Raw genomic sequence first — 23363 nt, 5'->3', positions numbered from 1 at the left:
ACAAGCCGGCAAGCGCCGGCGGCGCGCGTGATTCGCGTGACGGCTATCGCAGCGGCGGTGGATCGCGTGATGGCGGTTCGGGCTTCGGCGGCGGTTCGCGCGACGGTTATGCACCACGTCGCAACGACGGCCCGCGCGCTCCGCGTCGTGGCAGCTAAGTCTTATTGATGTAGCGGCGCCGCATCTCGCGCGCCGCAAAAAGAAAACCGATGCTTCGCGCATCGGTTTTTTTTCGCCTTCTTTTTATATTTCACAATGTGGAACGATCTCTTGTGCGGCGAAATTGTTGTTGCGCGGCACAAATCGAGATATCTCAGCATGGAAGAGGTCATTTCTTAATGTGAAATATTATTATCAAGTTGTTGATTTTTAATGGTTATTTTTATGTTCGAAAGAGCACAAAAGCGCTTTCTCCAAAGTCTCCGCATCCCTAGACTCTTATATAAGAGTTGAGCAACCGGAGACGTCATCGACGCTTCAGCTACTCGACCGGACGACCATCCATTAGTCATCAGTCAGGTAATCAAAGGAGAAACGCCATGTCGCGCCAACAACAAGCACAGGAACTTCAAAAGCAATGGGATACGGATCCGCGCTGGAAGGGTATCAAGCGCAGCTATTGCGCCGACGACGTCGTGCGGCTGCGCGGTTCGGTGCCGGTCGAGCACACGCTGGCGAAACGTGGCGCGGAGAAGCTGTGGGCGTCGATTCATGATGAGCCGTTCGTCAATGCCCTCGGCGCGCTGACCGGCAATCAGGCCATGCAGCAGGTCAAGGCCGGTTTGAAGGCCATCTATTTGTCGGGTTGGCAGGTGGCCGGCGACGCCAACGTCGCGGGCGAAATGTATCCCGATCAATCGCTGTATCCGGCGAATTCCGTGCCGCTGGTGGTCAAGCGCATCAACAACACGCTGACGCGCGCCGATCAGATCCAGTGGTCCGAAGGCAAGAATCCGGGTGATGAAGGTTATCTCGACTTCTTCCAGCCGATCGTGGCCGACGCCGAAGCGGGTTTCGGCGGCGTGCTGAACGCGTTCGAACTGATGAAAGCGATGATCGAAGCGGGCGCGGCGGGCGTGCACTTCGAGGACCAACTGGCATCGGTGAAAAAATGCGGGCACATGGGCGGCAAGGTGCTGGTGCCGACGCGCGAAAACATCGCGAAACTCACCGCTGCACGTCTCGCGGCTGACGTTTCCGGTACGCGGACCATCCTGCTCGCTCGCACGGATGCGGAAGCGGCTGATCTGGTGACATCGGATGTCGATGAAAACGACAGGCCGTTCCTGACCGGCGAGCGTACCGTGGAAGGTTTCTTCCGCACGAAGCCGGGCCTGGAACAAGCCGTGTCACGTGGTCTCGCTTATGCGCCGTATGCCGACATGATCTGGTGCGAAACCGGCAAGCCGGATCTCGAATACGCGAAGAAGTTCGCCGAGGCAATTCACCGCGAATTCCCGGGCAAATTGCTGTCGTATAACTGCTCGCCGTCGTTTAACTGGAAGAAGAACCTGGACGACGCAACTATTGCCAAGTTCCAGAAAGAACTCGGTGCGATGGGCTACAAGTTCCAGTTCATTACGCTGGCCGGTTTCCATGCGCTGAATTACTCGATGTTCAATCTGGCGCACGGTTATGCGCGCAACCAGATGAGCGCGTTCGTCGAGATGCAGGAAGCGGAATTCGCCGCGGCCGAAAAGGGTTTCACCGCGGTGAAGCATCAGCGGGAAGTCGGAACCGGTTACTTCGATGCAGTGACGCAGGCGGTCGAGAAAGAAGCATCGACGACGGCGTTGCACGGCTCTACCGAAGATGAACAGTTCTTCGAGAAGAAAGTCGCTTAATAAGCCGCGACTGCTTTAAGTGGATCGAGGGCACACGAACGTTGGTTGTGTGCCCTCTTTGCGTTTAGACGAAACCCTAGCGATAAACAATCACCGGAATCTTGGTGTGAGTGAGTACCCGCTGGGTCTCACTGCCGATCAGCAAACTCCCTAACCCTCTCCTCCCGTGCGAGGCCATGAAAATCACATCGCAGCCTTCCCGCTCGGCAATATCGATAATCCCGATATAAGGCGCGGACTCGACGCTAGTCACGGAAGCACACGACACCCCAACGGCGGCGGCGGCTTTTTCAACCGCCCCAAGATGCTCCCGGGCCTCCCTCTCCGCGCGCTCATGAAAATCCCCGGGCGGCTCGACGGCGACATCGGCGAAAGGCGAATACGGATACAGCGGCAGACAAGCGTAAGCCGTAATCCGCGCACCGACCGACTGGGCAAGATCGATCGCGCCGTCAATCGCTTTCTGCGAAAGAACCGACCCATCGGTCGGAACCAGAATGTGCTTGAACATGGTCGACTCCCCTGGCAGTGGCCATCGTGCACTTTCATTGTAGTAACTGAATCAGGGCAAGCGGCCGGCAATTCAACCCCAATATCCAGGAGCGCCGAAGGTATGTTTGAGCAGGTCGAGAAACAAGCGCACTCTCAACGGCAAATGCCGGCGTTGTGGAAACACGGCATGAATCCCGATGGGCGGCGCGGCGAACGCATCGAGCACGCTGATCAGGCGGCCCCGGGCGATGTCATCGCCGACTTCCCACCACGAGCGCCACGCGAGGCCGTATCCGGCGAGACACCACTCGTGCAGCACGGCGCCGTCCGAGCACTCCATCGTGCCGGATACGCGCATTTGCACGACCTTGCCGTCCTTCTGAAACACCCAGCCGCGCTGCTGATTCGAGCTCGCTCCGAGCGGCAGGCAGTTGTGCTGCGCGAGTTCGTCGAGATCCGCGGGTGCGCCATGGCTGCGCAAATACTCCGGCGATGCCACGCAAACCCGCCGGTTCTCGCCAAGCTTCAACGACACCAGCGACGAATCCGGCAACTCGCCGAGCCGCACGGCGCAATCGAAACCTTCGTTGACCAGATCGACCATGCGATCCGTGAGGTCGAGTGTGATCGATACATCCGGGTGCATCGAGGTGAAAACGGGCACGAGCGCGGCGACGTGACGCCGCCCGAAACCTGCCGGTGCCGATACCCGCAGATGCCCGCTCGCCTTCACCCCGCCCGCCGATACGCTCGCCTCGGCGCTCTGCATGTCATGGATGACCCGCTGGCAATCCTCGAGAAACGCCGAACCTTCGAACGTCAGCGTCAGACGGCGCGTGGTGCGCACAAGCAGCTTCACACCGAGCCGCTCTTCCAGCGCGTCGAGCCGCCGGCCGATTACCGCGGGCGCGACACCCTCGGCCTGCGCCGCTGCGGACAGGCTTCCCTTCGCGACGACCGCCGCGAAAGTTTCGATTTGCTTGAAGCGGTCCATAGGCGAGCGTTTGTCCGAATGACAGGATGCTTAGATTAGGTTTGAAAAAGTCAAAGATCAAGTGATTCAGAAGCATCTTCCGGTCGTTCTGAAGCACTAATAGAATGATCAACGATCTACTTATGGAGCCCCGGCTATGTCGTCAATACCGATTTCATCGCCCCGTGCAGTCATCTTCGATGCCTACGGCACGCTGTTTGACGTCCATTCCGTCGTGGCGGCCGCGGAGCAGTTATTCCCCGGCCAAGGCGATGCGCTTTCGCAGTTGTGGCGCCAAAAGCAGATCGAATACACGCAGTTGCGTACGCTCTCCGACCCCGCCGGTGCCCGATATGAACCGTTCTGGGCGATCACGCTCGACGCGCTGCGCTTTGCGGCCACGCGTCTGAAGCTGGAGCACGCGCTGACGCCGGCTGCGGAGAAGCGCCTGATGGACGAATACGCGTGCCTGGCGGCGTTCCCGGACACCGTCGCTGCGTTGAAGCGCCTACGCAAACGGGCAGATCTGAAACTCGCGATCCTGTCGAACGGCAATCCGCAGATGCTGGACATCGCCGTGAAAAGCGCGGGCATGACGGGTCTCTTCGATCACGTGCTCTCGGTGGATACCGTGCGCGCCTACAAGCCGGCCCACGCCGCCTATGCACTCGGGACGCAGGCGATCGGCGCTGCAGCCCACGAGATGGTGTTCGTATCGTCGAATGGCTGGGACGTGACGGGCGCCACGTGGTTCGGCTACACCACCTTCTGGCTCAATCGCATGGCAATGCCCGCCGAACAACTCGGCGTTCTGCCGCGCGGCACCGGCCGCGATATGACCGACCTGCTTGCTTTCATCGATGCAGGCTGCCCGCAACATCAGCACGCCACGCCATTCGATCTTTCCAACCGCATGCGCCGCAACCCGGGCAGCTAACCCGATTCACCGATTCACCGATTCACCCAGCAAACCGTCTGACCGACCAAGGAGATGTAGAACATGGCGAACACGCTGCCCCACGTGCCGCAGGGCATGACCATCACGGCCGAGATCAAACCCGGCTACGAGACCATTCTGACGCCCGAGGCGCTTGAGCTTGTGGCAACCCTGCATCGCGCGTTCGAGCCGCGTCGTCAGACGTTGCTCAAGGCGCGCGCCGAACGCACGAAGCGTCTGGATGCAGGCGAACGCCCGGATTTCCTGAGCGAAACGCAATCCATCCGCGATGCCCACTGGACTATCGCGCCGTTACCGAAGGCGCTCGAATGCCGTCGTGTGGAGATCACCGGGCCGGTCGAACGCAAGATGATCATCAACGCGCTGAATTCCGGCGCGGATTCGTACATGACGGATTTCGAGGATTCGAACACGCCGAATTGGGACAACCTGCTGACCGGTCATATCAACCTGAAGGAAGCCGTACGCGGCACGATTTCGCTGGAACAGAACGGCAAGTCATACAAGCTCAACGATAAAACCGCAACGCTGATCGTGCGTCCGCGTGGCTGGCATCTCGATGAAAAGCACGTGAGCGTGGACGGCCAGCGTGTGTCGGGCGGCATCTTCGATTTCGCGCTGTTCTTGTTCCACAACGCGAAGGAGCAACTGGCTCGCGGCGCGGGTCCGTACTTCTATCTGCCGAAGCTGGAAAGCCATCTCGAAGCGCGCCTGTGGAACGAGGTTTTCGTGATGGCGCAGGAGATTGTCGGTGTGCCGCGCGGCTCGATTCGCGCGACGGTGCTGATCGAAACCATCCTCGCCGCGTTCGAAATGGACGAGATCCTGTATGAGTTGCGCGAGCATTCGTCGGGTCTGAACGCCGGCCGCTGGGACTACATCTTTTCCGCGATCAAGAAGTTCAAGAACGACGTCAATTTCTGCCTCGCCGATCGCGCGAAGATCACCATGACCGTGCCGTTCATGCGTGCCTACGCGCTGCAATTGCTGAAGACGTGTCACCGGCGCCAAGCCCCGGCTATCGGCGGCATGAGCGCCTTGATTCCGATCAAGAACGACCCTGAAGCCAACGATAAAGCAATGGGCGGCGTGCGCTCAGACAAAGCGCGCGATGCCGGCGACGGTTACGACGGCGGCTGGGTCGCGCATCCGGGCCTCGTGCCAATCGCGATGGAAGAGTTCGTCAAAGTGCTCGGCGACAAACCGAACCAGATCGCAAAGCAACGCGAGGACGTGCAGGTCACAGCAACCGACTTGCTCGATTTCCGTCCCGAAGATCCGATCACCGAAGCCGGTGTGCGCGGCAATATCAACGTGGGCATCCACTATCTCGGGTCGTGGCTCGCGGGCAATGGCTGCGTGCCGATCCACAACCTGATGGAAGACGCGGCGACGGCGGAGATTTCGCGCTCGCAAGTGTGGCAGTGGATTCGCTCGCCGAAGGGCAAGCTCGACGATGGCCGCAAGGTCAGCGCCGAGATGGTGCGCGCCTTCACGCAGGAGGAACTCGCGAAGGTGAAGAAGGTCGTTGGCGGCGACACCGCACCGTACGATCGGGCGGCAACGATTTTCGAGGCGATGTCGACATCGGATACGTTCGCGGAGTTTCTGACCTTGCCGCTGTACGAAGAGATCTGAGACTTTTTGCAGGTCTTCGATGAAACGAAAGCCGCTCTGGAATCAGAGCGGCTTTTTTATCGGCGTTGAACCAACAGCTGCCTTGCGCGCCGGTAACCAACCCAATCGCCGCCGTCGATACGCGGCAAACCTTCTACCGCATCGTCGCTCACCGGATAGACCAGACAATCGATCGCCTGCGTACGCCCATCGATCTGGATTGACACCGGCGACCGAACGCTCCGAAACAGGCCATCGACGCCCGGCACGATCTCTTCGATTTCATCGAGTACTGGCACGAGCCTCTCGTCGATCCGGTAGATATCGCCCTGAACCGGCCCCGCGGCGGGATCGAGCACCAGTCCGGGATAAGCGTCGAAGTCGTACAGCCGGCCATTAACCTGACCCGAGCCGATCAGCACCGGTGCGGCAATGCCGTGGCGCTCTGCCGCGCGGCGAATGTCGTTGCTCTCGCCCACTCGCAGCGTGCCGTAGACGAATACGTGTTGCATGCGTTTCAGCCTGTCCGTGAAGATTCAGCGCGCATTATGCCAAGTGCAAAAATAGCCGTTGCATCACGATGTGGCCGCTGGCAAAAATGTCCGCCGCGCGACTTCGAAGCTGAGCCCGCACGATGCCTTTAATATCTCGGTGGAGGAGCACCAAAAATCCATGTTCACGTCGACCGATCACCCGCTGCAACCGGAAGAAGTCGAGCATCTCGACATCCCGGCCGAGTCGTCGCCCACGCCCGCGCATCCCATTCGCGTGCGCTCGCGGCCGGTGCCAGCAGGTACCCGGATTGCCCGGCATACGCACGCGTGGGCGCAGGTTGCCTGCACGACACGAGGCGTATTGCGAATCGCAGCAGAAGGATCGACCTGGATGGTGCCGCCATCGCGCGCAATCTGGGTTCCGCCGAACGTGACGCATGAAGTGGTGATTGTGGAGGACGCGTTTTTGCGGACGTTGTATATAGACGAAAGCGTGGTGCCGCCGGGGCTGGATGCGTGTCGCGTAGTGGAAGTGTCGCCGCTGCTGCGCGAGGTGGCCGTGGCGCTCAACGACCTCACGATTTCACGCGAGCGCGAACGGCTGCTCGGCACGCTCGCACTCGATGAAATCACGCGCTCGCGGCCACTGCCCCTCTCCATCCCGATGCCCACCGATAAACGCCTGCTGGCTTTATGCGAAGCCGTGCTCGCCGACCCTGCTTCCGCAGATTCGCTCGAGCATTGGGCAACGCTTGCCGGCGCAAGCACGCGCACGATCGCGCGCTTATTCCGGCGTGAGCTTGGCGTAAGTTTTTCGCAATGGCGTCAGCAAGCCGTGCTCGCGCGGGCGATTCCATTGTTGAGCCAGGGCAGACCACTCGCGCAAGTCGCGTTGCTGCTCGGCTATCAAAGCCAGAGCGCTTTTTCCGCGATGTTCAGACGTGCGTTCGGCGAAAGTCCGCGAGCATTTTTTGTCCGCGATGGCGAGCCCCGAGACGATAGCCACGACCGCGCTCCGAGCGAGCGCCAGGACGTTAAAACGCCAAGACGCTAAACGCAGCGAACCATATGCCGGATTGCACCGAATTGCGCGAGGCGCGATCCCGCGGTTTTATAACCCATGCGGATATAGAGCCGGGCAGCGGGGTTATCGACGAATACACGCAACTGCGTCTCCGTCAACCCGCGCGCACGCGCCCAACGGTGAGCGGTATCGAGGAGAAATGTTCCTGCGCCCGTCCGGCGCCATCCTTCCACCACTTGTACGTCGCGGATGTGCAGCGACTGGTCCTCTTCCGTCACGCGCATCACGCCGATTGCCTGGCCGTCGCACTCGAGCACGAAGTTCTCCGATTCCCGCCAGCTACCCAGAAAAAGATCGCTGCGCCACACGAGATTGTGACGGCGGTAGTAGCCGTTCATGTTGTTGCGCGTGAGCGCCTCGGCGAACGAAAAATCGTCCATCGACGCCAGGCGCAACTGAAATGGCGAGAGAGCTTCGGTGGGATCGAGCATTGCGCGATGAAAGCACTGAATCAAGTCATCAACACTAAGTCAGGCGGCGCGCGCTGGCAATGGAGAGTTTTACGAGCGCACACATCCGATGATACGCACACTACACGCTCAAAAAGATAAAACGGAGACGGCGGGCACGGGAATGATCGGAAGAACCGAATGGGATGCAAATAGGAAATCAACGGACGCGAACGCAGACGAGGAAATGCGGGAGGTAAAACGCTAGACGAAAAAAATCCAGCTTAAGCTGGATTTTTCTTTTGCAACTTGTTGGCGGAGCGGACGGGACTCGAACCCGCGACCCCCGGCGTGACAGGCCGGTATTCTAACCAACTGAACTACCGCTCCACTTCTTTTCATCAGCTTGAGAGGTTGGTCGGCTCATCAAACTTGCAGCGCTTCTAGCAGCCGCCGATGTTTTGGCGTCCCCTAGGGGATTCGAACCCCTGTACTCACCGTGAAAGGGTGATGTCCTAGGCCTCTAGACGAAGGGGACATAAACTTTTCAGTTAATGTCTTTTAATCTACTTCGCTTAACTTCTGACCTATTTCTGATTAACTTCGATTAAAACTTTCTTAATCGCTTTGTTCGTTAATCTGTTTCGTTTCAGCTATCAGCGAAGAACGACATTATAAACAACTTTCTGATTCTTGTGAAGCTTTTTTTCCGATGCGCTGGCGTTTCAAAGTCTTCGTTTCCGTTCTGTGGTAAGCGGGATCGAAAATCCCCTGCAGACCTGCGCCACCAAAGGCTCCCGTGAATCACAAACCCCATCGGGTACGACTTGGGGTACATGATCTACGATTTGACGCTTTCCAGCAACATCTCGCTCTGAAACACCCTTGTGCAACCTGCCTCGGAAGTCACAGCAGCGAAGAACGCAATTATACGCAGCTCCCTTTTCACTGCGCAAGAATTTTCTGTCGCCGCCCCATCCTGGTCACGCAACGACGTTCAGACCGAAAAGAGGTAACCCCAGAAATCTGTACAGTCAGTTGAGTGGAATTGCTGGGATCTGAGATAGGCATACTGCCTGTAAAGGAAACCAGAAGATGAGGAAGAGACCCCGACGTGCGCATTCAGCGGGGTTCAAGGCAAAGGTGGCATTGGCAGCAGTGCGTGGCGAGCGCACGCTGGCTGAATTGGCGCAGCAGTTAGAGGTTCATCCGAACCAGATTACGGAATGGAAACGGCAGTTGCAAGAGCCGGCAGCCGATGTGTTCGGCGCGGCAAGCGCGCCCGCCAACGAGCCGCCGGTCGACCTGAAGACGCTGCACGCGAAGATCGGGCAATTGGCGCTGGAGAATGATTTTTTGCCCGGCGCGCTCGGCAAGGCAGGCTTGCTGAGCGCAAAGAAATGCTTGATCGTGCTCACTCGTTGCCGGTGTCCCGGCAGGTCAAGCTGGTCGGCATCAGCCGATCCAGTGCTTACTACGTGCCCAGTCCTGTCAGCGTCGCAGATCTGGCGCTCATGCGCCGCATCGATGCGTTGCACCTGAAGCATCCGTTTGCCGGCGCTCGCATGTTGATGCGCAAGATGGACATCGAAGCGCTGTACCGCAAGCCGAACACCAGCCGCAAACATCAGGCTCACACGATCTGGCCGTACTTGTTGCGCGATCGGAAAATCGAGCGCAGCAACCAGGTTTTTGCGTTGGCCACCACGTACATCCCAATGGCGCACAGCTTCGTCTATCTCACTGCGGCGATCGACTGAGCCACCCGCCGTGTTTTAGCGCATCGGGTGGCCATTACGATGGAAGCCGAGCATGCGGTTGCTGCACTCGAAGAAGCGTTCGCGAAGTATGGGCTGCCTGAGATCGTCAATACCGATCAAGGCAGCCAGTTCACCAGCACGGTCTTCATCAACGCCGTCCTCTCTAGTGGAATCGCTATATCGATGGACGGCAAGGGAAACTGGCGGGACAACGTGTTTATCGCTGCCCATTATCGAACGGCTCTGGCGCAGCGTGAAGTACGAAGAAGTGTCTTTGAAGGCCCATGAGTGCGTCGGCCAGGCAAGGAATACGCTAACTACCCGACGTGGTACAACCAGCAAAGGCCTCATTCAAGTCTGTCGGACAAGACCCCGGACGAAGCTTACTTCGCGATGCTGCCCGCGATTAAAACGGCAGCGTGACCACGCAGCATTCCACTTAAAAACCGGAAAAACTGTCCGAACGAACGGGGCCACCTCTGTGCCCTGCACTGCCAGCACTACTGGCATGGCCTGCATACGCGAGAGCATTTGCGAAATATGGGCGCCGAGCAGATCCTCGGTGTCCACCTGATCATTGTTGAAAAGCGGTGCACTGCACTGAGCTGTGGCCCACGAGGTGCCGGTGGAAACGAGCACTGGGGGCTGTGTGCCAATTCACGCGACGGTTGGACAAGGCGCTGCGTCAGGCGAGCATCACCCAACTGCGCCATGCCAAACTCGTCGCTCGCCCAGTCCTCAGCGTCGCCAGTATCAGGCAACGTCGTTCAACCATGTTGTCCGATGGCGAGCGAAAGTCAACATTGTCCGCGCTGGTTTACAACAAGCTGCGCGCGCTCAAGCAACAGTTGACCGAAGATGTGGCCAACCTCAAATTTTAAGTGGGAGACTGTGTCCGGCGATTCAGTGGGCCGCTCCATCGATGCCGAAAAATGCGTTGCGTTGCCTGTCGATACCAAGAAACGCTTTTCGGCTAGACTCCTTTGGAAGATCTTTTTAGTCCATCTGAAACCGGGGCCGACAACATGAGCTATGTCGTGGCAGTGATCGCGCCGGGCGCAATGGGAAGCGCCCTTGGCAAGCGACTTTTTGAAAACGGCGTGGAAGTACGCACATCATTGAAGGGCCGAAGCGACGCAGCAAGAGCGCGCGCTCAAATCCCACTGTCTGCCGGCTAGCAATTCTACTCGCTCATTTTATAAACAATCCTTAGTATATTGTCATTGAGCATCCCTCTCGTGTTACTGCGACACAACCGACGGCGGTTATCCGATTCCCGAATGGTCCGCCGAAAAGGCGATCGCGGTCATGAAGGCCGGCAACATCGAGACGATGATGCTCTCCGTGTCGTCGCCGAGCGTGGGTTTTCTGGACGAACGCAGCGCACGCGTGCGGCTTGCACGGACCATCAACAAGGACATTGCGCAGACGCTGCGCGAGCATCCCGGCCGCTTTGGCGGTTTCGCGACGTTACTGCTGCCGCACGCGTCTGAGTTGCTCACCGAGAGCGACCATGCCTTCGATGAACTCGGTCTCGACGGTGTCATTGTGGAGACCAACACCGATGGCGAATATCTCGGCGATCCATCGGTCGCGCCAATCCTCGCACTGATTCCTCAATGACGGCAGAAACTGTTTATCCGATTGATGGGTTATCGCTCGTCAATTGGGTCTTTATCATTTGAGGTTGAGTAACTCATTAATGGGATTTCCTGTGGAACAACAAGCAGCGCACTGGATAGACGGCGAATGGACCAGAAGCGGCACACGCCGTGCCAGCATGAACCCGGCGACCGGGGAGGCCTTCGCCACGTACTTCGATGGCGGCTTGGACGAGGCAAAGAACTCCGTAGCGGCAGCCCGGCGGACCTTTATCCAAAGCGACTGGAAGGTAGATGCAATGCGGCGGGCTACCGCGCTGGGCCACTTGGCTGATGCCTACGAACAACGCGCGCAAGACTTGATCGACTGCCTGGCGACGGAGAATGGAAAGCTGAAAGTCGAGGCTGGCTTTGAGGCAACCCAGATCGTGCGTGCCTTGCGTTTTGCCTCCGGCTTAGCCCTGCACACCTTCGGCAGAGTATCGGAGCCGCGCCCGGGAACGCAATCGATGGTGCTTCGACAGGCAGTTGGCGTGGCGGGATTGATCGTGCCGTGGAACTCGCCAGCCTTCCTGTTGATTCGCGCGTTGGCGCCCGCGCTAGCCGCCGGCTGCACCGCGGTCATCAAGTTGCCGGCCCAGGCTGCCCAGGCGGCGCAGCTTTCGGCGGAAATAATGGCAAGCGTCCCGGAGCTTCCCAAAGGAGCCGTCAACCTCTTTGTTGAAAGCGGTTCTGAAGGCGCGAAATTCCTCGTCGAATCACCCGATGTACCCGTGATCAGCTTCACCGGAAGCACCGCAACGGGGCGCGCTATTGCCGTGGCTGGTGCCGGTCGTTTCAAGCGGATCGGCCTTGAACTAGGGGGGAAAACACCGCACTTGGTCTTTGATGATGCCGACATTGAGGCGGCCTTGCCAACCATCGTGGCATCGTCCACCGTTTTCGCGGGCCAGTTCTGTGTAACAGGCAGCCGGATTCTCGTGCAGCGCGGCATTGCCGAGAAATTCAAGGAACAGCTAGCACAAAGGCTGGCGGCAGTACGGCCAGGCGCAGCGTCCGATTCGTCCAGCCAGATGGGACCGCTCATCGACCGTCAGGCGGTCGAACGCGTCGAGCACATGGTCACGGCGGCGCTGTCCGAAGGCGCTACAGCCGTTGTCCGCGGTGGTCCAATTACCGATGGACCGCTGGCGGCCGGTGCTTTCTATCGCCCGGCGCTGCTGGAAGTGCCTGCATCCGGCCTGGCGATCTCGCGCGAGGAAGTGTTCGGTCCGGTGCAGACATTGCAGGTATTCGATACGGAAGACCAGGCCGTCACCATGGCAAATGACAGCGAATACGGGCTGAGCGCGTGCATCTGGACGCGCGATGCTGACCGCCCCATTCGCGTCGCTCGCCAACTCGACGCGGGCCACATCTGCATCAACGAATGGGCTGGCATGCAGGTTGAGTTCGAGGAAGGTGGCTTCAAGAATAGCGGGCAAGGCCGGCTCGGCGGTCTGGCCGGTATCGATGACTTCATGGAGTACAAGCAGGTGCTACAGGTTTTCCGCCGCGGGTGATGCAACGCAGGCGGTAGACGACATGCCTATGGACGGCCGTCGAGCCGCCCCCCGCATCGCTCGCGCTATCGGTGCTCGGCGGTTGAGAAGCTAGCGACAGTCAGGAATCGCTCCGCGTGTCCCAGTACGGTGGCGAACCGAAGCGTTCGATCAGGAAATCGACGAACGCACGCACCTTCTTCGACGAGCGGCGGTTAGGCTGGTACACCGCATAAATGGCCCCGCCCGCTCCGCTCATGCTTCGCTCCCATTCGGGCAGGACGACGTGCAGCCGTCCCGCCTCGATATCGGCGTCAACGAGCCAGCTCGGCATCATGATCAGGCCCATGCCGCCGATCGCAGCTTCCCGTAGTACCTCGGAGTTATTCGCGCGCACGCTGCCGCTGACGCGAACTGTCTCGTCAGAGCGGCCCGAAAATCGCCAGATGCTGCTGCCCTGGGCGTAGGAGAAAGTCAGGCAATTGTGGGAAGCAAGGTCTACAGGCGACTGGGGCATGCCGCGCTCGCTGAGATAGTCCGGACTCGCGCAGACCAGCCTGCGGTGAGGCGCCATGCCGCCCCTGAAGGGCACGCCCTAGATCGAGAGGCTCAATCGCGCCTAAAACTTGTCGCCTTGCGGTCAGTTCCTGATCGCCACGTCGTGTTGATACTTGGCATGCGCGGTTTCCGCGATCCTGAGCGCACGCAAGCGTTCTTATCGAGCTTCGGTCCGATTTAGCGGCCAGTACGCTCGCGGTGATCAGACCGACACCGGGAATCGATAGTAGACGTTGGCCGAGGCCATCGTCGTCGAGCCGGCGTATCAACTCCTTCTCGATCGCGCAAGTAGAGATACGCGACGCGCCTCTGCCAAACCAGCGGAAGTATTCCTGTGCGAAGCGTCAGTGTGCCGCCTCTCGCAAACCACGCACACGGTAGGCGGAAACCGGTTCAGTCTGCCCGCTCCCCCAGCTATGCCGGATATACGTGACGACATCGGCCACTTCCTGGTCACTGAGTGTTCCGCGATAGGCCGGCATCGGATACGGCGCCGGCACACCCTGGATCGTCAGGGCGTCGGCCCCGTTCAGCACAACATTGATCAGCGACGACGGATCGTCCTCCAGTACGTTCGGATTGCCAGCCAGCGGTGCCAGCAGCGGCGCATAGCCTTGTCCTGTCACGCCATGACAGTGCAGGCAGTAGGTCGTGTAGGTCGCCGCGCCAGGGTGGCCCCCGGTCATCGCAGGCGCCATTGCTCCCGTCGTGCTGCCGTCGTAAGGTGCGCCAGCGCCACGCGTTGACCCGAGCGACTTCAGGTAGCGCGCGATCGCGGCCCGATCCGCATCGCTCAGATATTGCGTGCTGTGATTGATCACGTCCGTCATCGGCCCGAAGGCAGTCGCATGTCCATTGGCACCGGTCTTCAGGAACAACGCCACGTCTTCCTCGCTCCAGCGGCCGAGCCCGGTGTTGCTGTCGCCCGTCAGGTTCGACGCGAACCACCCGTCGAGGGCGGAACCGCCAAGGAATGCCACACCGCGCTCATTGAGCGCCGTCTCCTGGAATGCGAGGCCGCGCGCGGTATGGCACGCACCGCAGTGGCCGAGCGTCTGGACAAGATAAGCGCCACGATTCCATTGCACATCCTTGGCCGGAACTTCCTGATAAGGCGCGTCATCGACGAACAGCAGATTCCAGAACTTCAGCGGCCAGCGCGCATTCAGCGGCCACGGAATGTCCGGCTTGCGGTTCGGCTGGCTTACCGGCTGGACGCCGTACATGAAGTACGCGTACAGCGCATGGATGTCGGCGTCGCTCGTCCGCGCGAACGACGGGTACGGCATCGCCGGATAGAGATTGTGACCGTCCTGTGCGACACCCTTTCGCATTGCGGCGGCGAAGTCCGCTTCCGAGTAGCGCCCGATACCGGTGCCGTTGTCCGGTGTGATATTGGTCGAATAGATCCGCCCCATTGGCGTATTCATCGGCAGGCCGCCCGAGAACGGCTTGCCGCGTGCCGCGGTGTGGCAGGCAATGCAGTCGCCGGCCTTCGCGAGATATCCGCCACGCGCGATCAGGTTGGCGTCCGTCTTAGCGGCTGGAACTGCGCTGGCTGATACGGACAGCGCCAGCAGCGCTGCCCCGACCGCGATAGAGGCGAAACGGGACACGCCCGTAGCGAGAGTCGAACGCTTCATGATCATGCCCCTCATGCCGCGTTGAGCTGGTTGCCGACCGGCAGCGTACGCAGACGCTTGCCGGTCGCCGCGAAGATCGCATTGGTCACCGCCGGTGCCACCACTGCGGTACCAGGCTCGCCGATACCGCCCGACGCGTCGGTACTTTTCACGATATGCACCTCGATCTTCGGTGCCTCGTGTATCCGCAGCATCCGGTAGTCGTTGAAGTTCCCCTGCTCGACCCGCCCGTCCTTGAGGGTGATCTCACCATGCAGCGCCGCGGTGATCCCGAAGATCAGACCGCCCTGCATCTGCGCCTCGATTGTGTCGGGGTTTATCACCTGTCCGCAGTCGACCACGCAGACCACACGGTCGACGCCTACCTTGCCGTCGATCACGGTGACCTCCGCCACCGCGCAGAAAAAGCTGCCGAATGCGCTCATCACCGACACGCCCCGCCCCGCGTGGGTGCCCAGCGGCCGGCCCCAGCCCGACACCCGTTGCGCCACCTCCAGCACGTTCTTCGTGCGCGGAGACTTGTCGAGCAGCGCGAGCCGATAGGCGACAGGGTCCACCTTCGCCAGTTCCGCCAGTTCGTCGATGAAGCTTTCGGTCACGAACGTGCTGCGCATCGGGCCGACACCACGCCAGAAACCGGTCTGTATACCGCGCGGCTCCTGCCGCACATAGTCCACCTTCTGATTCGGCAGATCGTACGGAAGGTCCGACGCGACTTCGATCGCGTCGAAATCCAGGTTGTTTCTGAAGAGTGGTGGAGCGAAACGCGCGACGACCGACGAGCCGACCACACGATGCGTCCAGGCCACAGGTTTCCCGTGAGCATCCAGGCCGGCCGAGATCCGGTCGTAGTAGCACGGCCGGTAAAGGTCGTGCTGGATGTCCTGTTCGCGCGTCCACGTCATCTTGACCGGCGCGTCGACGTGCCGGCCGATGAGCAGTGCCTGTGCGACCGTGTCGGGTTCAAGCCGGCGACCGAAGCCACCGCCGAGCAGATGGTTGTGCAACGTAATCTTCTCCGCCGGCAGACCGGTGACGGCCATCGCCGCGCCCATCGCCCGCGTCGGACTCTGGGTCCCGACCCAGATATCGCACGCGTCAGCACGCACGTGAACCGTGCAGTTCATCGGTTCCATCGGCGCGTGCGCAAGGAACGGCTGCCGGTAAACGGCATCCAGCTTCTTTGCCGCGCCGCGAAACGCGTGTTCAACGTCACCCTGATGGCGCGCAACTGCGCCGTCCCGATGCGACGCCTGCTCAAGGTCATCGAACAGCATTTGGGACGACAGGTTTGCGTTTGCGCCTTCGTCCCATTCGATCCCGAGCGCGGCCGCACCGCGCATCGCCGCCCACGTGTGCTCGCCAATCACCGCGACTGCATTGTCGAGTTGCACCACCTGGCGCACACCTGGCATGCGACGGGTGGTCGTGTCATCGACATGCGCCACCTTGCCGCCAGCGACCGGACAATTCACCACTGCGGCGTACAGCATCCCCGGCACCTGAACGTCGATGCCGAACTTCGCCGTACCGTTGGCCTTCTCGGTTGAATCCAGCCGATGCGCCCGCGTCCCGATGAGCCTGAAATCCTGAGGTTTTTTCAGCGCGACACCCGACACCAGCGCGTCGGTCACCGGCCCCTTCGCGGCCGCGTCGACAAGTGCGCCATAGGCGAGCCGGCGACCGCTTGCAGGGTGGATGACCATACCCGCCTCGGCATGACACGACGCCGGGTCCACGCTCCATTGCCGCGCCGCCGCGTTGACCAGCAGCGTGCGCGCGACCGCGCCAGCCCGGCGCATGCGCTCCGAACTCGAGCGCACCGACATCGACAGGCCGGTGGTCTGTTCGTGCATCAACGGATCGGTATAAAGATCGGGATTGGCCGGTGCATGTTCGAGCGTGACCTGCGACAGCGGCACCTCCAACTCTTCAGCGATCAGCATCGGGAAGGCGGTGTAGATGCCCTGCCCCATCTCCACCTTCATCATCACGAGCCGGACCTGGCCCGTGTGGTCGATACGCACGAATGCGTTCGGCGCGAATCCGCTGTCGTGCGGCACCCGTTGCACGGCCTTGCCCGCTCGCCGCTCCTCGCCATGGCCGCTCACGCTGAAGCCGAGCAGCAGCCCGCCCCCGGCAACCGCACTCACGGCAAGGCCCAGCTTCAGGAACTGGCGGCGTGCCAGCGGATCCCTGTCCGGTAGCGCCGGTTGCCGGCGCTCGTCCAATGATTGACGCGTCATCTCATACCTCCCGCGCCGCACGATGGATCGCTGCACGAACCCGCACGTAGGTACCGCAGCGGCAGACGTTGCCCGCCATCGCATCATCGATGTCGCCATCGGTCGGACTCGGGTTCGCCGCGATCAGTGCCGCCGCCGACATCACCTGGCCCGACTGACAGTACCCGCACTGCACGACGTCAAGATCCGCCCATGCCTGCTGGACCTTCCGGCCCGCCGGCGTATCTCCGATCGCTTCGATCGTCGTGACGCGGCGGGTGCCCACCTGGGAAACCGGCGTCACGCATGCGCGCGCCTGCTCCCCGTCAAGATGCACTGTACATGCGCCGCACTGCGCGATTCCGCAGCCGAATTTCGTTCCGGTCAAGCCGACCACATCCCGCAACACCCACAGCAGTGGCATGTCCGGGGGAGCGTCGACAGTGCAATCCTGTCCATTGATATTGAGCGTGATCATCTGTCGATTCTTGTTGGAAAATCAGGTGTGGGGAATTCGCTGCGGGGAGCAGCGGTACAGGCATACGAGCCAAAACAGGGGCTGCAAACCAGCAGGCCGCGGCGTGTAAAGCCGGGCGTTCATCAAGACTGAAACACCATTCGCAGTCCTGATCCAGAGGGCCCACCGGTTCGACCGGCGGGCCATCCTCAACCGATCAACCGTTGACCTTCGGCGAGAGCAGATCCTGCAGACCGATCGCGTAGTACATCTCGCGGCGCATCCGGTCCGCCACGCCGTTCACGATCTCCGCGCCGTCCTGCGACGGATCCACGTGCACGCGGAAAGGCCGCTTGCCGAACGGCAAACCCACTACGCGAACGATCTCCGCGGCGACCTCCGTCGGATCCGCATCCGCCGGCTCCAGGCTTGCCAGCCCCTTCAGCGCCTGATCCGTCACGCCCGCATACGGACCATTCTCGTATTCCGCCGCGATGTGCGCATCGGCCGGCTTGCCCGAGTGCGCGAAGTGGTTCGTGCCCTTGGTGAACGCGCCCGGCACCATGATCGTCGTCTCGATGCCCCAGCGCGCCAGCTCCGTCGAGTACGACACCGCGAGCGCATCCATCGCCGCCTTCGCCGCGAAATACGGTGCGAGGAACGGCGGCGTACCGCCGCGCGTGGACGACGAGCCGACCCACACCAGCAGCCCCTTGCCCTGCTTGCGCAGATGCGGCAGCGCCGCACGGTTCACACGCTGCGCGCCGAGCACATTGACGTCGTACTGCTGGATCATTTGCTCGGGCGTAAACGCCTCGGCCGGGCCGAACACCATGTGACCGGCGTTGTGCACGATCACATCGAGATGGCCGGAGTCCTTCAGGATGTGCGCAATGCCGGCGGCAACCGACGCCTCGGACTGCACATCCAGTTCGACCGTGCGCAGATCGAGCGATTTTTCCTTCGACCACTGCGCGATTTCCGCGACGCGAGGCGCGTTACGGCCCTGCGTTTCGCGCATCGACGCGTAGACGGTATGGCCCGCTTCGGCCAGCGCGCGGGCCGTCATTAAACCAAAACCGGATGATGCGCCAGTCACGAGAATGCTGTACGTCATGAGGTATCTCCTATATTCAATGTCCGACTTCAATGTCCGACTACGGGTTGCGAAGGCTGAACTACCTGGACCCGGCCTGTTCCGCTGCGATCGCCGAAAATCGACCGGTAGTAGTCGATCCCGCTATCCAGATGTGTACGGAATCCGAACTTTTGGTCCAGCATGGCCAGCATGTCGGCACGCTCGATGCGCATCACATAGCTGTGCTCGTTCGTCACGAGCACACAGGACTCGCCATGACCCTCGGCGGCACTGAACCACTTGCCCGGGTCGGCATGGCCGCTCCTGAACGTGCGGCCGGCATGCTCGACCTGCCAACCGCCGTCGAGCAGGATCCAGTACGGCGCATTCGGCTCGACACTGTGATCGCACGTTGCGATCACGGCACCGGCGTCTGCTTCCCACTCGTGCGAGTGGTCGATCGCCCACTGCAGCTGCGCCGTGGACAGCGCAGTGAAAAACGGCGTATGTCGCAGCAGGGGCAAATACGTAATAGAGGGTCTCATAGTCATCTTCTGCGCAGCATCCGGCTCCCGCTTTCCGCCACATGATGCCAATCCCAATACTGCGATCAGCGTGAGGATGGAGGCCGAGAGACGCTGGCGCCAACGCGCCGCGCCTCCCGGAGCCTGAGGGGTTACCATGTCAGGTTCCACCATCGGCTCGACGGTACCTCAGGCAATGCCGCCGTTGGCACGCAGCACCTGACCGTTCACCCATGCGCCATCCGGGCCGGCAAGGAACGCCACCGCGTTCGCGATGTCTTCCGGTTGCCCCAGACGTTCGAGCGGCGGCATCTTCGAGAACTGCGCGATCTGCTCTTCGGTCTTGCCGTTCAGGAACAGATCCGTTGCCACCGGACCCGGCGCCACGCAGTTCACCGTAATGCGACGGCCGCGCAGTTCCTTCGCGAACACGCGCGAGAACGCTTCCACCGCCGCCTTCGTGCCGTTGTAAATCGAGTAGCCCGGCAGGTTCAGCGCGAGTGTCGTGCTCGACAGGTTGATGATCCGTCCACCATCGTTCAGGCGTGTCGCCGCTTCGCGCAGCATGTTGAATACGCCGCCGACATTGATCGCGAACGTCTGCGCGAACAGCTCGTCGCTCGTCTGCGCGAGCGGCACGGTCTTCAGGATGCCCGCGTTGTTGACCACCACATCGACCTTGCCAAGCTGCTGCTCGACCGTTTCGAACAGACGGCGCACGTCGTCGACCTTCGAGACGTCGCCCTGAACCGCCACCGCCTTGCCACCGGCCTGTGCCAGTTCGGCGACGAGCTTGTCTGCCTCGGCGGAGCTCGACGCATAGTTGACCGCGACCGCGAAACCGTCACGGACGAGACGACGCGCGATGTTTGCGCCGATACCACGGGAAGCGCCGGTCACGATCGCGACGCCGGATTGATTTGCTGCACTCATCGAAAATCTCCTGTTCAGGTTTAAGCCTGAGCAGGATGATGACTGACCTCGCGGCAAAGATAATTAGCGATGTTTTTGCATCACTATTTCATTTGCTTCAACTATTGACCGTGTAAGCGTCTCATGGACTGTTCCCAGGAAATGCGGGCGTTCGTCCGGACCGGAGCGCAGCTGATATCCGCTTCAAGGGCGAGCCATACCCGTAAACACCTATACAAAAAACCCGTATTTTGATAATAATCAAAATATATTTGTGCGAACTTCGCGATATACCAGAGAAATAGAGGATGACGCACTTCGTTACCGTTTCCACGACAACGATCCCGCCCGAAGGGCAGGCGACCGTATGGGCTCGTGCGATTGATGAACGCTTCAGCGAGCGCTTCGGTGAAGCAGGTCGCCTTACAGCGGAAAACGAGCCCTTCACAGGTAGGATCGGTTACGCCCGTATCGGACAAATCCAGCTATGCCGACTCGTCGCGCAAGGGCATCGGGTAGAAAACGCACCGCGAAACAGGAGTATTCACGCCAGCCACTACAAGATCACCATCCAGCTTGAGGGCAACTCCGACTTTGAGCAGGACGGATTGAGGGCAAGGCTGTCCCCCGGGCAGTGGGCCATCTACGATACAGCGAGGCCCTATCTGATGAGTGCGGCTCATTCGATTCACGTCGCCATCGCCACTATCCCGAAGGAACTCGTTCGCCTCACGCTCGCCGAGCGTTGCGCGCTCGTGCGGCCCCTGACATCCCTCAGCGGCGCGGGTCGTCAACTTCGCCAGTACATCGTTGATCGCCTGAACGAACTCGAAATCTCGGCAGGATGTGGCGCGGTCGAAACCGCCTCGTCAATCGAATGGGAACTGGCGAGCCAGATCAGGGTTGCCCTGCAGGACCAGATTGCCGAAACAAGAAAGAATCTGCACCCCAGGATGCTGCGCGCCCGCATCGTGGAATACATCGAACAAAACCTGTCCGATCCGGAACTGACCGTCGACCGGATCGCACACGATCTGCGATGCTCGAAACGCTACCTGCATACGGTATTTGACACCGAGGACAACACCCTCGGGCGCTACATTCTGCAACTACGACTCACGAACGTCTGTCGTACCTTCAGCAATCCATCACTTCAGAGGTGCTCGATTACCGAGCTTGCGATGAGGTGGGGCTTCGTCAGCCCCGGCCATTTCAGCCGAACCTTCAAGGAATCGTTCGGCATCACGCCCCGCGACTACAGGGCTAGCGTGACTCAGTCGAGACCCGCCGACTGACACAGGATATGTGCCGCCATCCCGCCGTCGCACGGGATGTTCACGCCACGTATCCAGCGGCTGCCCTCGCCGCATAGAAACGCCACGAGAGGCGCGATATCCTCCGCTTGCCCTGCCCGCTCCAGGAGACGCATATCCTCCTCGGCACGCTCGCCGAGCGTCTGCAGGAAATCCTGGTGAATCGGCGTCTCAACCGGCCCAGGGCTCACCGCATTCATGCGGATCCCGCGCGCCCGCCACTGCCAGCGCATCTGCAGCGTCCACGCAATCAAGGCTTCCTTCGACAGGAAATACGCGCGCGCATCATCGACCCCGTGTTGCGTGCAGAACGCCGCGACATCGTCCAGGCTGTTGACGTCGAGCAAGGCACGGACCTGGTCGACCTGCCCGGCCCAACCGAAACCGGCCAGTGAGCCCAGATTGACGATCGACGCGCCTTCGTTGAGCTTCGGCAGCAGCGACAGTGTCAAGCGACGCAGTCCCACGAAATTCACCTGCAGCACCAGCACATCGCCCCTGGTCGGCGGCAAACCCGCGATATTGCACAGCGCGTCCACTCTGCCTTGAATGTCTCCCACAACCGCATCGATCGATTCCGCGCGAGAAAGATCGGCACGAATGAACTGATCGCACAAGCCGGCCGGCGGCTCGTTCCGATCGACCGCGATTACGCGCGCGCCCAAGGATTTCGCTTCGGCGGCGCATGCCGCGCCGATGCCCGAAGCGGCTCCAGTTATCACGATGGTCTTGCCTTGCAACAACGACATGCTCGTTCTCTCCATGAATCGTCCTAGCTTGAATAGCCCTGACTGTAGTGACCTTCAAGGCGCTGCACACCGGCGCCCGATGCATCGACTCTATTCGTAGAACGAGGCTCGGTCTTACCTGAAAGTGCAGTGTTCTCTAAGGGAGTTCCCCTACATCGGAATTGCACTGTCAGGCAAGAGATCCATCGTCCGCTCCCGTAAATTCGGCGCCACAGTGTTTTTCATGGAGACACGTATCTTGAGATCTATTCAGTTGCTCATCGGCGGCCGCACTCAGCCCGCCGTATCCGGTGCCACCTTTGCGCGCGTCAACCCGCAATCGAATCAAACCGTCACCCAAGCCGCCGCGGCTGGCGTGGCCGACGCGCGGCTCGCCGCCGACGCCGCTGAAACCGCGTTTGCCCAATGGTCGCAAACCGGCCCGTCTGAGCGCCGCGCCAAGCTATTGCGTGCAGCCGACCTGATGGAACAGCAGCAAAGCCAGTTCGTCGAGATCATGCAGGCGGAAACCGGCGCGACGCGCGTCTGGGCCGAGCACAATGTCTTCGCAGCGGCCGCGATCCTGCGCGAAGCCGCGAGCATGACTACCCAGATGAGCGGCGAAGTCATTCCCTCCGACGAGGCCCGCCTGTCGCTAGCCGTACGCCAACCGGCCGGTGTGGTGCTCGGCATCGCGCCGTGGAACGCGCCGATCGTGCTCGGCACGCGAGCCATCGCGATGCCGCTGGCCTGCGGCAACACGGTGGTGCTGAAGGCCTCAGAACTGTGCCCTGCGACACACGCAAAAATCGCCGAGGTGCTGGTCGAGGCCGGCCTCGGCGGTGGCGTGGTCAACCTGATCACCCATGCGCCCGCTGCAGCCGGTGAAGTGGTCGGCGCCCTGATCGAGCATCCGGCGGTTCGGCGCATCAACTTCACGGGTTCCACCCGCGTCGGCCAACTGATCGCCGAGCAGGCCGCCCGCGTGCTCAAGCCGGTCCTGCTCGAACTGGGCGGGAAATCGCCGCTGATCGTGCTCGACGATGCCGACGTGGACCGCGCCGTTCAAGCCGCGGCATTCGGTGCGTTCTTCAATCAAGGGCAAATCTGCATGTCGACCGAGCGGATTGTCGTCACGCCCGGCATCGCCATCGAGTTCGTGCGGCGCCTGG

General features: G+C 60.8%; 22 protein-coding genes, 2 tRNA genes and 2 pseudogenes. 10 read left to right on the top strand and 16 right to left on the bottom strand.

Translation table 11 applies throughout. The features are described 5' to 3' along the window. Window positions 1-539 precede the first annotated feature (539 nt). Window positions 540-1844 carry an isocitrate lyase gene (aceA, locus tag EOS_RS34230; protein WP_047896648.1) on the top strand — a complete coding sequence of 435 codons (1305 nt, stop codon included), beginning with the start codon at window positions 540-542 and terminating at the stop codon, window positions 1842-1844. Window positions 1845-1920: 76 nt separating this feature from the next. Here the strand turns inward: aceA and EOS_RS34225 are convergent, their stop codons facing one another. Next, entirely contained in the window at window positions 1921-2355 is a 435-nt protein-coding gene (locus tag EOS_RS34225; protein WP_047896647.1) for a universal stress protein, read from the bottom strand. 72 nt (window positions 2356-2427) lie between these two features. After that, entirely contained in the window at window positions 2428-3330 is a 903-nt protein-coding gene (locus EOS_RS34220) for a LysR family transcriptional regulator (protein ID WP_047896646.1), read from the bottom strand. Between the two features lie 136 nt (window positions 3331-3466). On the opposite strand from EOS_RS34220, the gene EOS_RS34215 reads away from it, so the two are divergent. Both EOS_RS34215 and aceB read left to right on the top strand, forming a co-directional pair. Next, window positions 3467-4246 (top strand): haloacid dehalogenase type II, encoded by a 780-nt coding sequence (locus EOS_RS34215; RefSeq protein ID WP_047896645.1) that lies wholly within the window; start codon window positions 3467-3469, stop codon window positions 4244-4246. A gap of 63 nt (window positions 4247-4309) precedes the next feature. Beyond that, window positions 4310-5905: a malate synthase A gene (gene aceB, locus EOS_RS34210; protein WP_047896644.1), complete on the top strand. Its 1596-nt coding sequence runs from the start codon at window positions 4310-4312 to the stop codon at window positions 5903-5905. A 56-nt stretch (window positions 5906-5961) separates the two neighbouring features. Here aceB and EOS_RS34205 read toward each other — a convergent pair whose 3' ends face one another. Then, window positions 5962-6396 (bottom strand): gamma-glutamylcyclotransferase family protein, encoded by a 435-nt coding sequence (locus EOS_RS34205; protein WP_047896643.1) that lies wholly within the window; start codon window positions 6394-6396, stop codon window positions 5962-5964. Window positions 6397-6556: 160 nt separating this feature from the next. On the opposite strand from EOS_RS34205, the gene EOS_RS34200 reads away from it, so the two are divergent. Continuing rightward, a complete protein-coding gene (locus EOS_RS34200; protein WP_047896642.1) occupies window positions 6557-7432 on the top strand; it encodes an AraC family transcriptional regulator in 876 nt (291 codons plus the stop codon). Here the strand turns inward: EOS_RS34200 and EOS_RS34195 are convergent. The 3 genes from EOS_RS34195 to EOS_RS34185 form a co-directional block, all read right to left on the bottom strand. Next, window positions 7429-7893, bottom strand: coding sequence for a GNAT family N-acetyltransferase (locus tag EOS_RS34195; protein ID WP_047896641.1), 465 nt, complete (start codon window positions 7891-7893; stop codon window positions 7429-7431). The two genes, EOS_RS34200 and EOS_RS34195, sit on opposite strands and share 4 nt — an antisense overlap. A 271-nt stretch (window positions 7894-8164) precedes the next feature. Next, window positions 8165-8241, bottom strand: a tRNA-Asp gene (locus EOS_RS34190). A 72-nt stretch (window positions 8242-8313) separates the two neighbouring features. Beyond that, a tRNA-Glu gene (locus EOS_RS34185) sits at window positions 8314-8389 on the bottom strand. A 557-nt stretch (window positions 8390-8946) separates the two neighbouring features. Between EOS_RS34185 and EOS_RS34175 the strand changes: the two are divergent. Then, window positions 8947-10034: pseudogene (locus EOS_RS34175) on the top strand (IS3 family transposase). A 77-nt stretch (window positions 10035-10111) separates the two neighbouring features. On the opposite strand, the gene EOS_RS49380 reads toward EOS_RS34175, so the two are convergent. After that, window positions 10112-10324, bottom strand: coding sequence for a transposase DNA-binding-containing protein (locus tag EOS_RS49380; RefSeq protein WP_407639202.1), 213 nt, complete (start codon window positions 10322-10324; stop codon window positions 10112-10114). On the opposite strand from EOS_RS49380, the gene EOS_RS47635 reads away from it, so the two are divergent. From EOS_RS47635 to EOS_RS34160, 3 genes are all read left to right on the top strand, one after another. Further along, window positions 10280-10492, top strand: coding sequence for a hypothetical protein (locus EOS_RS47635; RefSeq protein ID WP_167348979.1), 213 nt, complete (start codon window positions 10280-10282; stop codon window positions 10490-10492). The genes EOS_RS49380 and EOS_RS47635 overlap by 45 nt on opposite strands. Window positions 10493-10883: 391 nt before the next feature. After that, window positions 10884-11234 (top strand): amidohydrolase family protein, encoded by a 351-nt coding sequence (locus tag EOS_RS34165; protein WP_268760382.1) that lies wholly within the window; start codon window positions 10884-10886, stop codon window positions 11232-11234. Window positions 11235-11313: 79 nt separating this feature from the next. Continuing rightward, entirely contained in the window at window positions 11314-12774 is a 1461-nt protein-coding gene (locus EOS_RS34160) for an aldehyde dehydrogenase family protein (protein WP_047896639.1), read from the top strand. A 100-nt stretch (window positions 12775-12874) separates the two neighbouring features. On the opposite strand, the gene EOS_RS34155 is transcribed toward EOS_RS34160, so the two are convergent. From EOS_RS34155 to EOS_RS34125, 8 genes and pseudogenes are all read right to left on the bottom strand, one after another. After that, entirely contained in the window at window positions 12875-13327 is a 453-nt protein-coding gene (locus tag EOS_RS34155; RefSeq protein WP_047896638.1) for a substrate binding domain-containing protein, read from the bottom strand. Window positions 13328-13487: 160 nt separating this feature from the next. Then, a pseudogene (locus EOS_RS46595) lies at window positions 13488-13592 on the bottom strand (IS110 family transposase); the annotation flags it as partial. Between the two features lie 63 nt (window positions 13593-13655). Further along, entirely contained in the window at window positions 13656-14954 is a 1299-nt protein-coding gene (locus EOS_RS34150; protein ID WP_053064133.1) for a c-type cytochrome, read from the bottom strand. Between the two features lie 11 nt (window positions 14955-14965). Further along, window positions 14966-17200, bottom strand: coding sequence for a xanthine dehydrogenase family protein molybdopterin-binding subunit (locus EOS_RS34145; RefSeq protein WP_047896636.1), 2235 nt, complete (start codon window positions 17198-17200; stop codon window positions 14966-14968). Window position 17201: 1 nt separating this feature from the next. Further along, window positions 17202-17657 (bottom strand): (2Fe-2S)-binding protein, encoded by a 456-nt coding sequence (locus tag EOS_RS34140; protein WP_047896635.1) that lies wholly within the window; start codon window positions 17655-17657, stop codon window positions 17202-17204. Window positions 17658-17853: 196 nt separating this feature from the next. Then, window positions 17854-18753, bottom strand: a complete 900-nt coding sequence (locus EOS_RS34135; RefSeq protein ID WP_047896634.1) for an SDR family oxidoreductase — start codon at window positions 18751-18753, stop codon at window positions 17854-17856. A gap of 29 nt (window positions 18754-18782) precedes the next feature. Then, a complete protein-coding gene (locus EOS_RS34130; protein WP_200908737.1) occupies window positions 18783-19259 on the bottom strand; it encodes a hypothetical protein in 477 nt (158 codons plus the stop codon). Window positions 19260-19427: 168 nt separating this feature from the next. After that, window positions 19428-20171, bottom strand: a complete 744-nt coding sequence (locus EOS_RS34125; protein ID WP_047896632.1) for an SDR family oxidoreductase — start codon at window positions 20169-20171, stop codon at window positions 19428-19430. 287 nt (window positions 20172-20458) lie between these two features. Here EOS_RS34125 and EOS_RS34120 point away from each other — a divergent pair, with 287 nt between their 5' ends. Then, complete coding sequence (locus EOS_RS34120) at window positions 20459-21445, top strand: AraC-like ligand-binding domain-containing protein (RefSeq protein ID WP_047896631.1); 987 nt, start codon at window positions 20459-20461, stop codon at window positions 21443-21445. On the opposite strand, the gene EOS_RS34115 is transcribed toward EOS_RS34120, so the two are convergent. Then, a complete protein-coding gene (locus EOS_RS34115) occupies window positions 21424-22212 on the bottom strand; it encodes a coniferyl-alcohol dehydrogenase (protein ID WP_082163623.1) in 789 nt (262 codons plus the stop codon). The two genes, EOS_RS34120 and EOS_RS34115, sit on opposite strands and share 22 nt — an antisense overlap. A gap of 223 nt (window positions 22213-22435) precedes the next feature. Between EOS_RS34115 and EOS_RS34110 the strand changes: the two genes are divergently transcribed. After that, the coding region (locus tag EOS_RS34110; RefSeq protein WP_047896649.1) for an aldehyde dehydrogenase family protein at window positions 22436-23363 on the top strand (928 nt) is incomplete at its 3' end.

Origin of the sequence: Caballeronia mineralivorans PML1(12) (assembly GCF_001028175.1) — a bacterium.
Lineage (GTDB): Bacteria > Pseudomonadota > Gammaproteobacteria > Burkholderiales > Burkholderiaceae > Caballeronia > Caballeronia mineralivorans.
The sequence above is the reverse complement of the archived record's forward strand: the minus strand, read 5'-3'. Positions and strand labels throughout refer to the sequence as shown.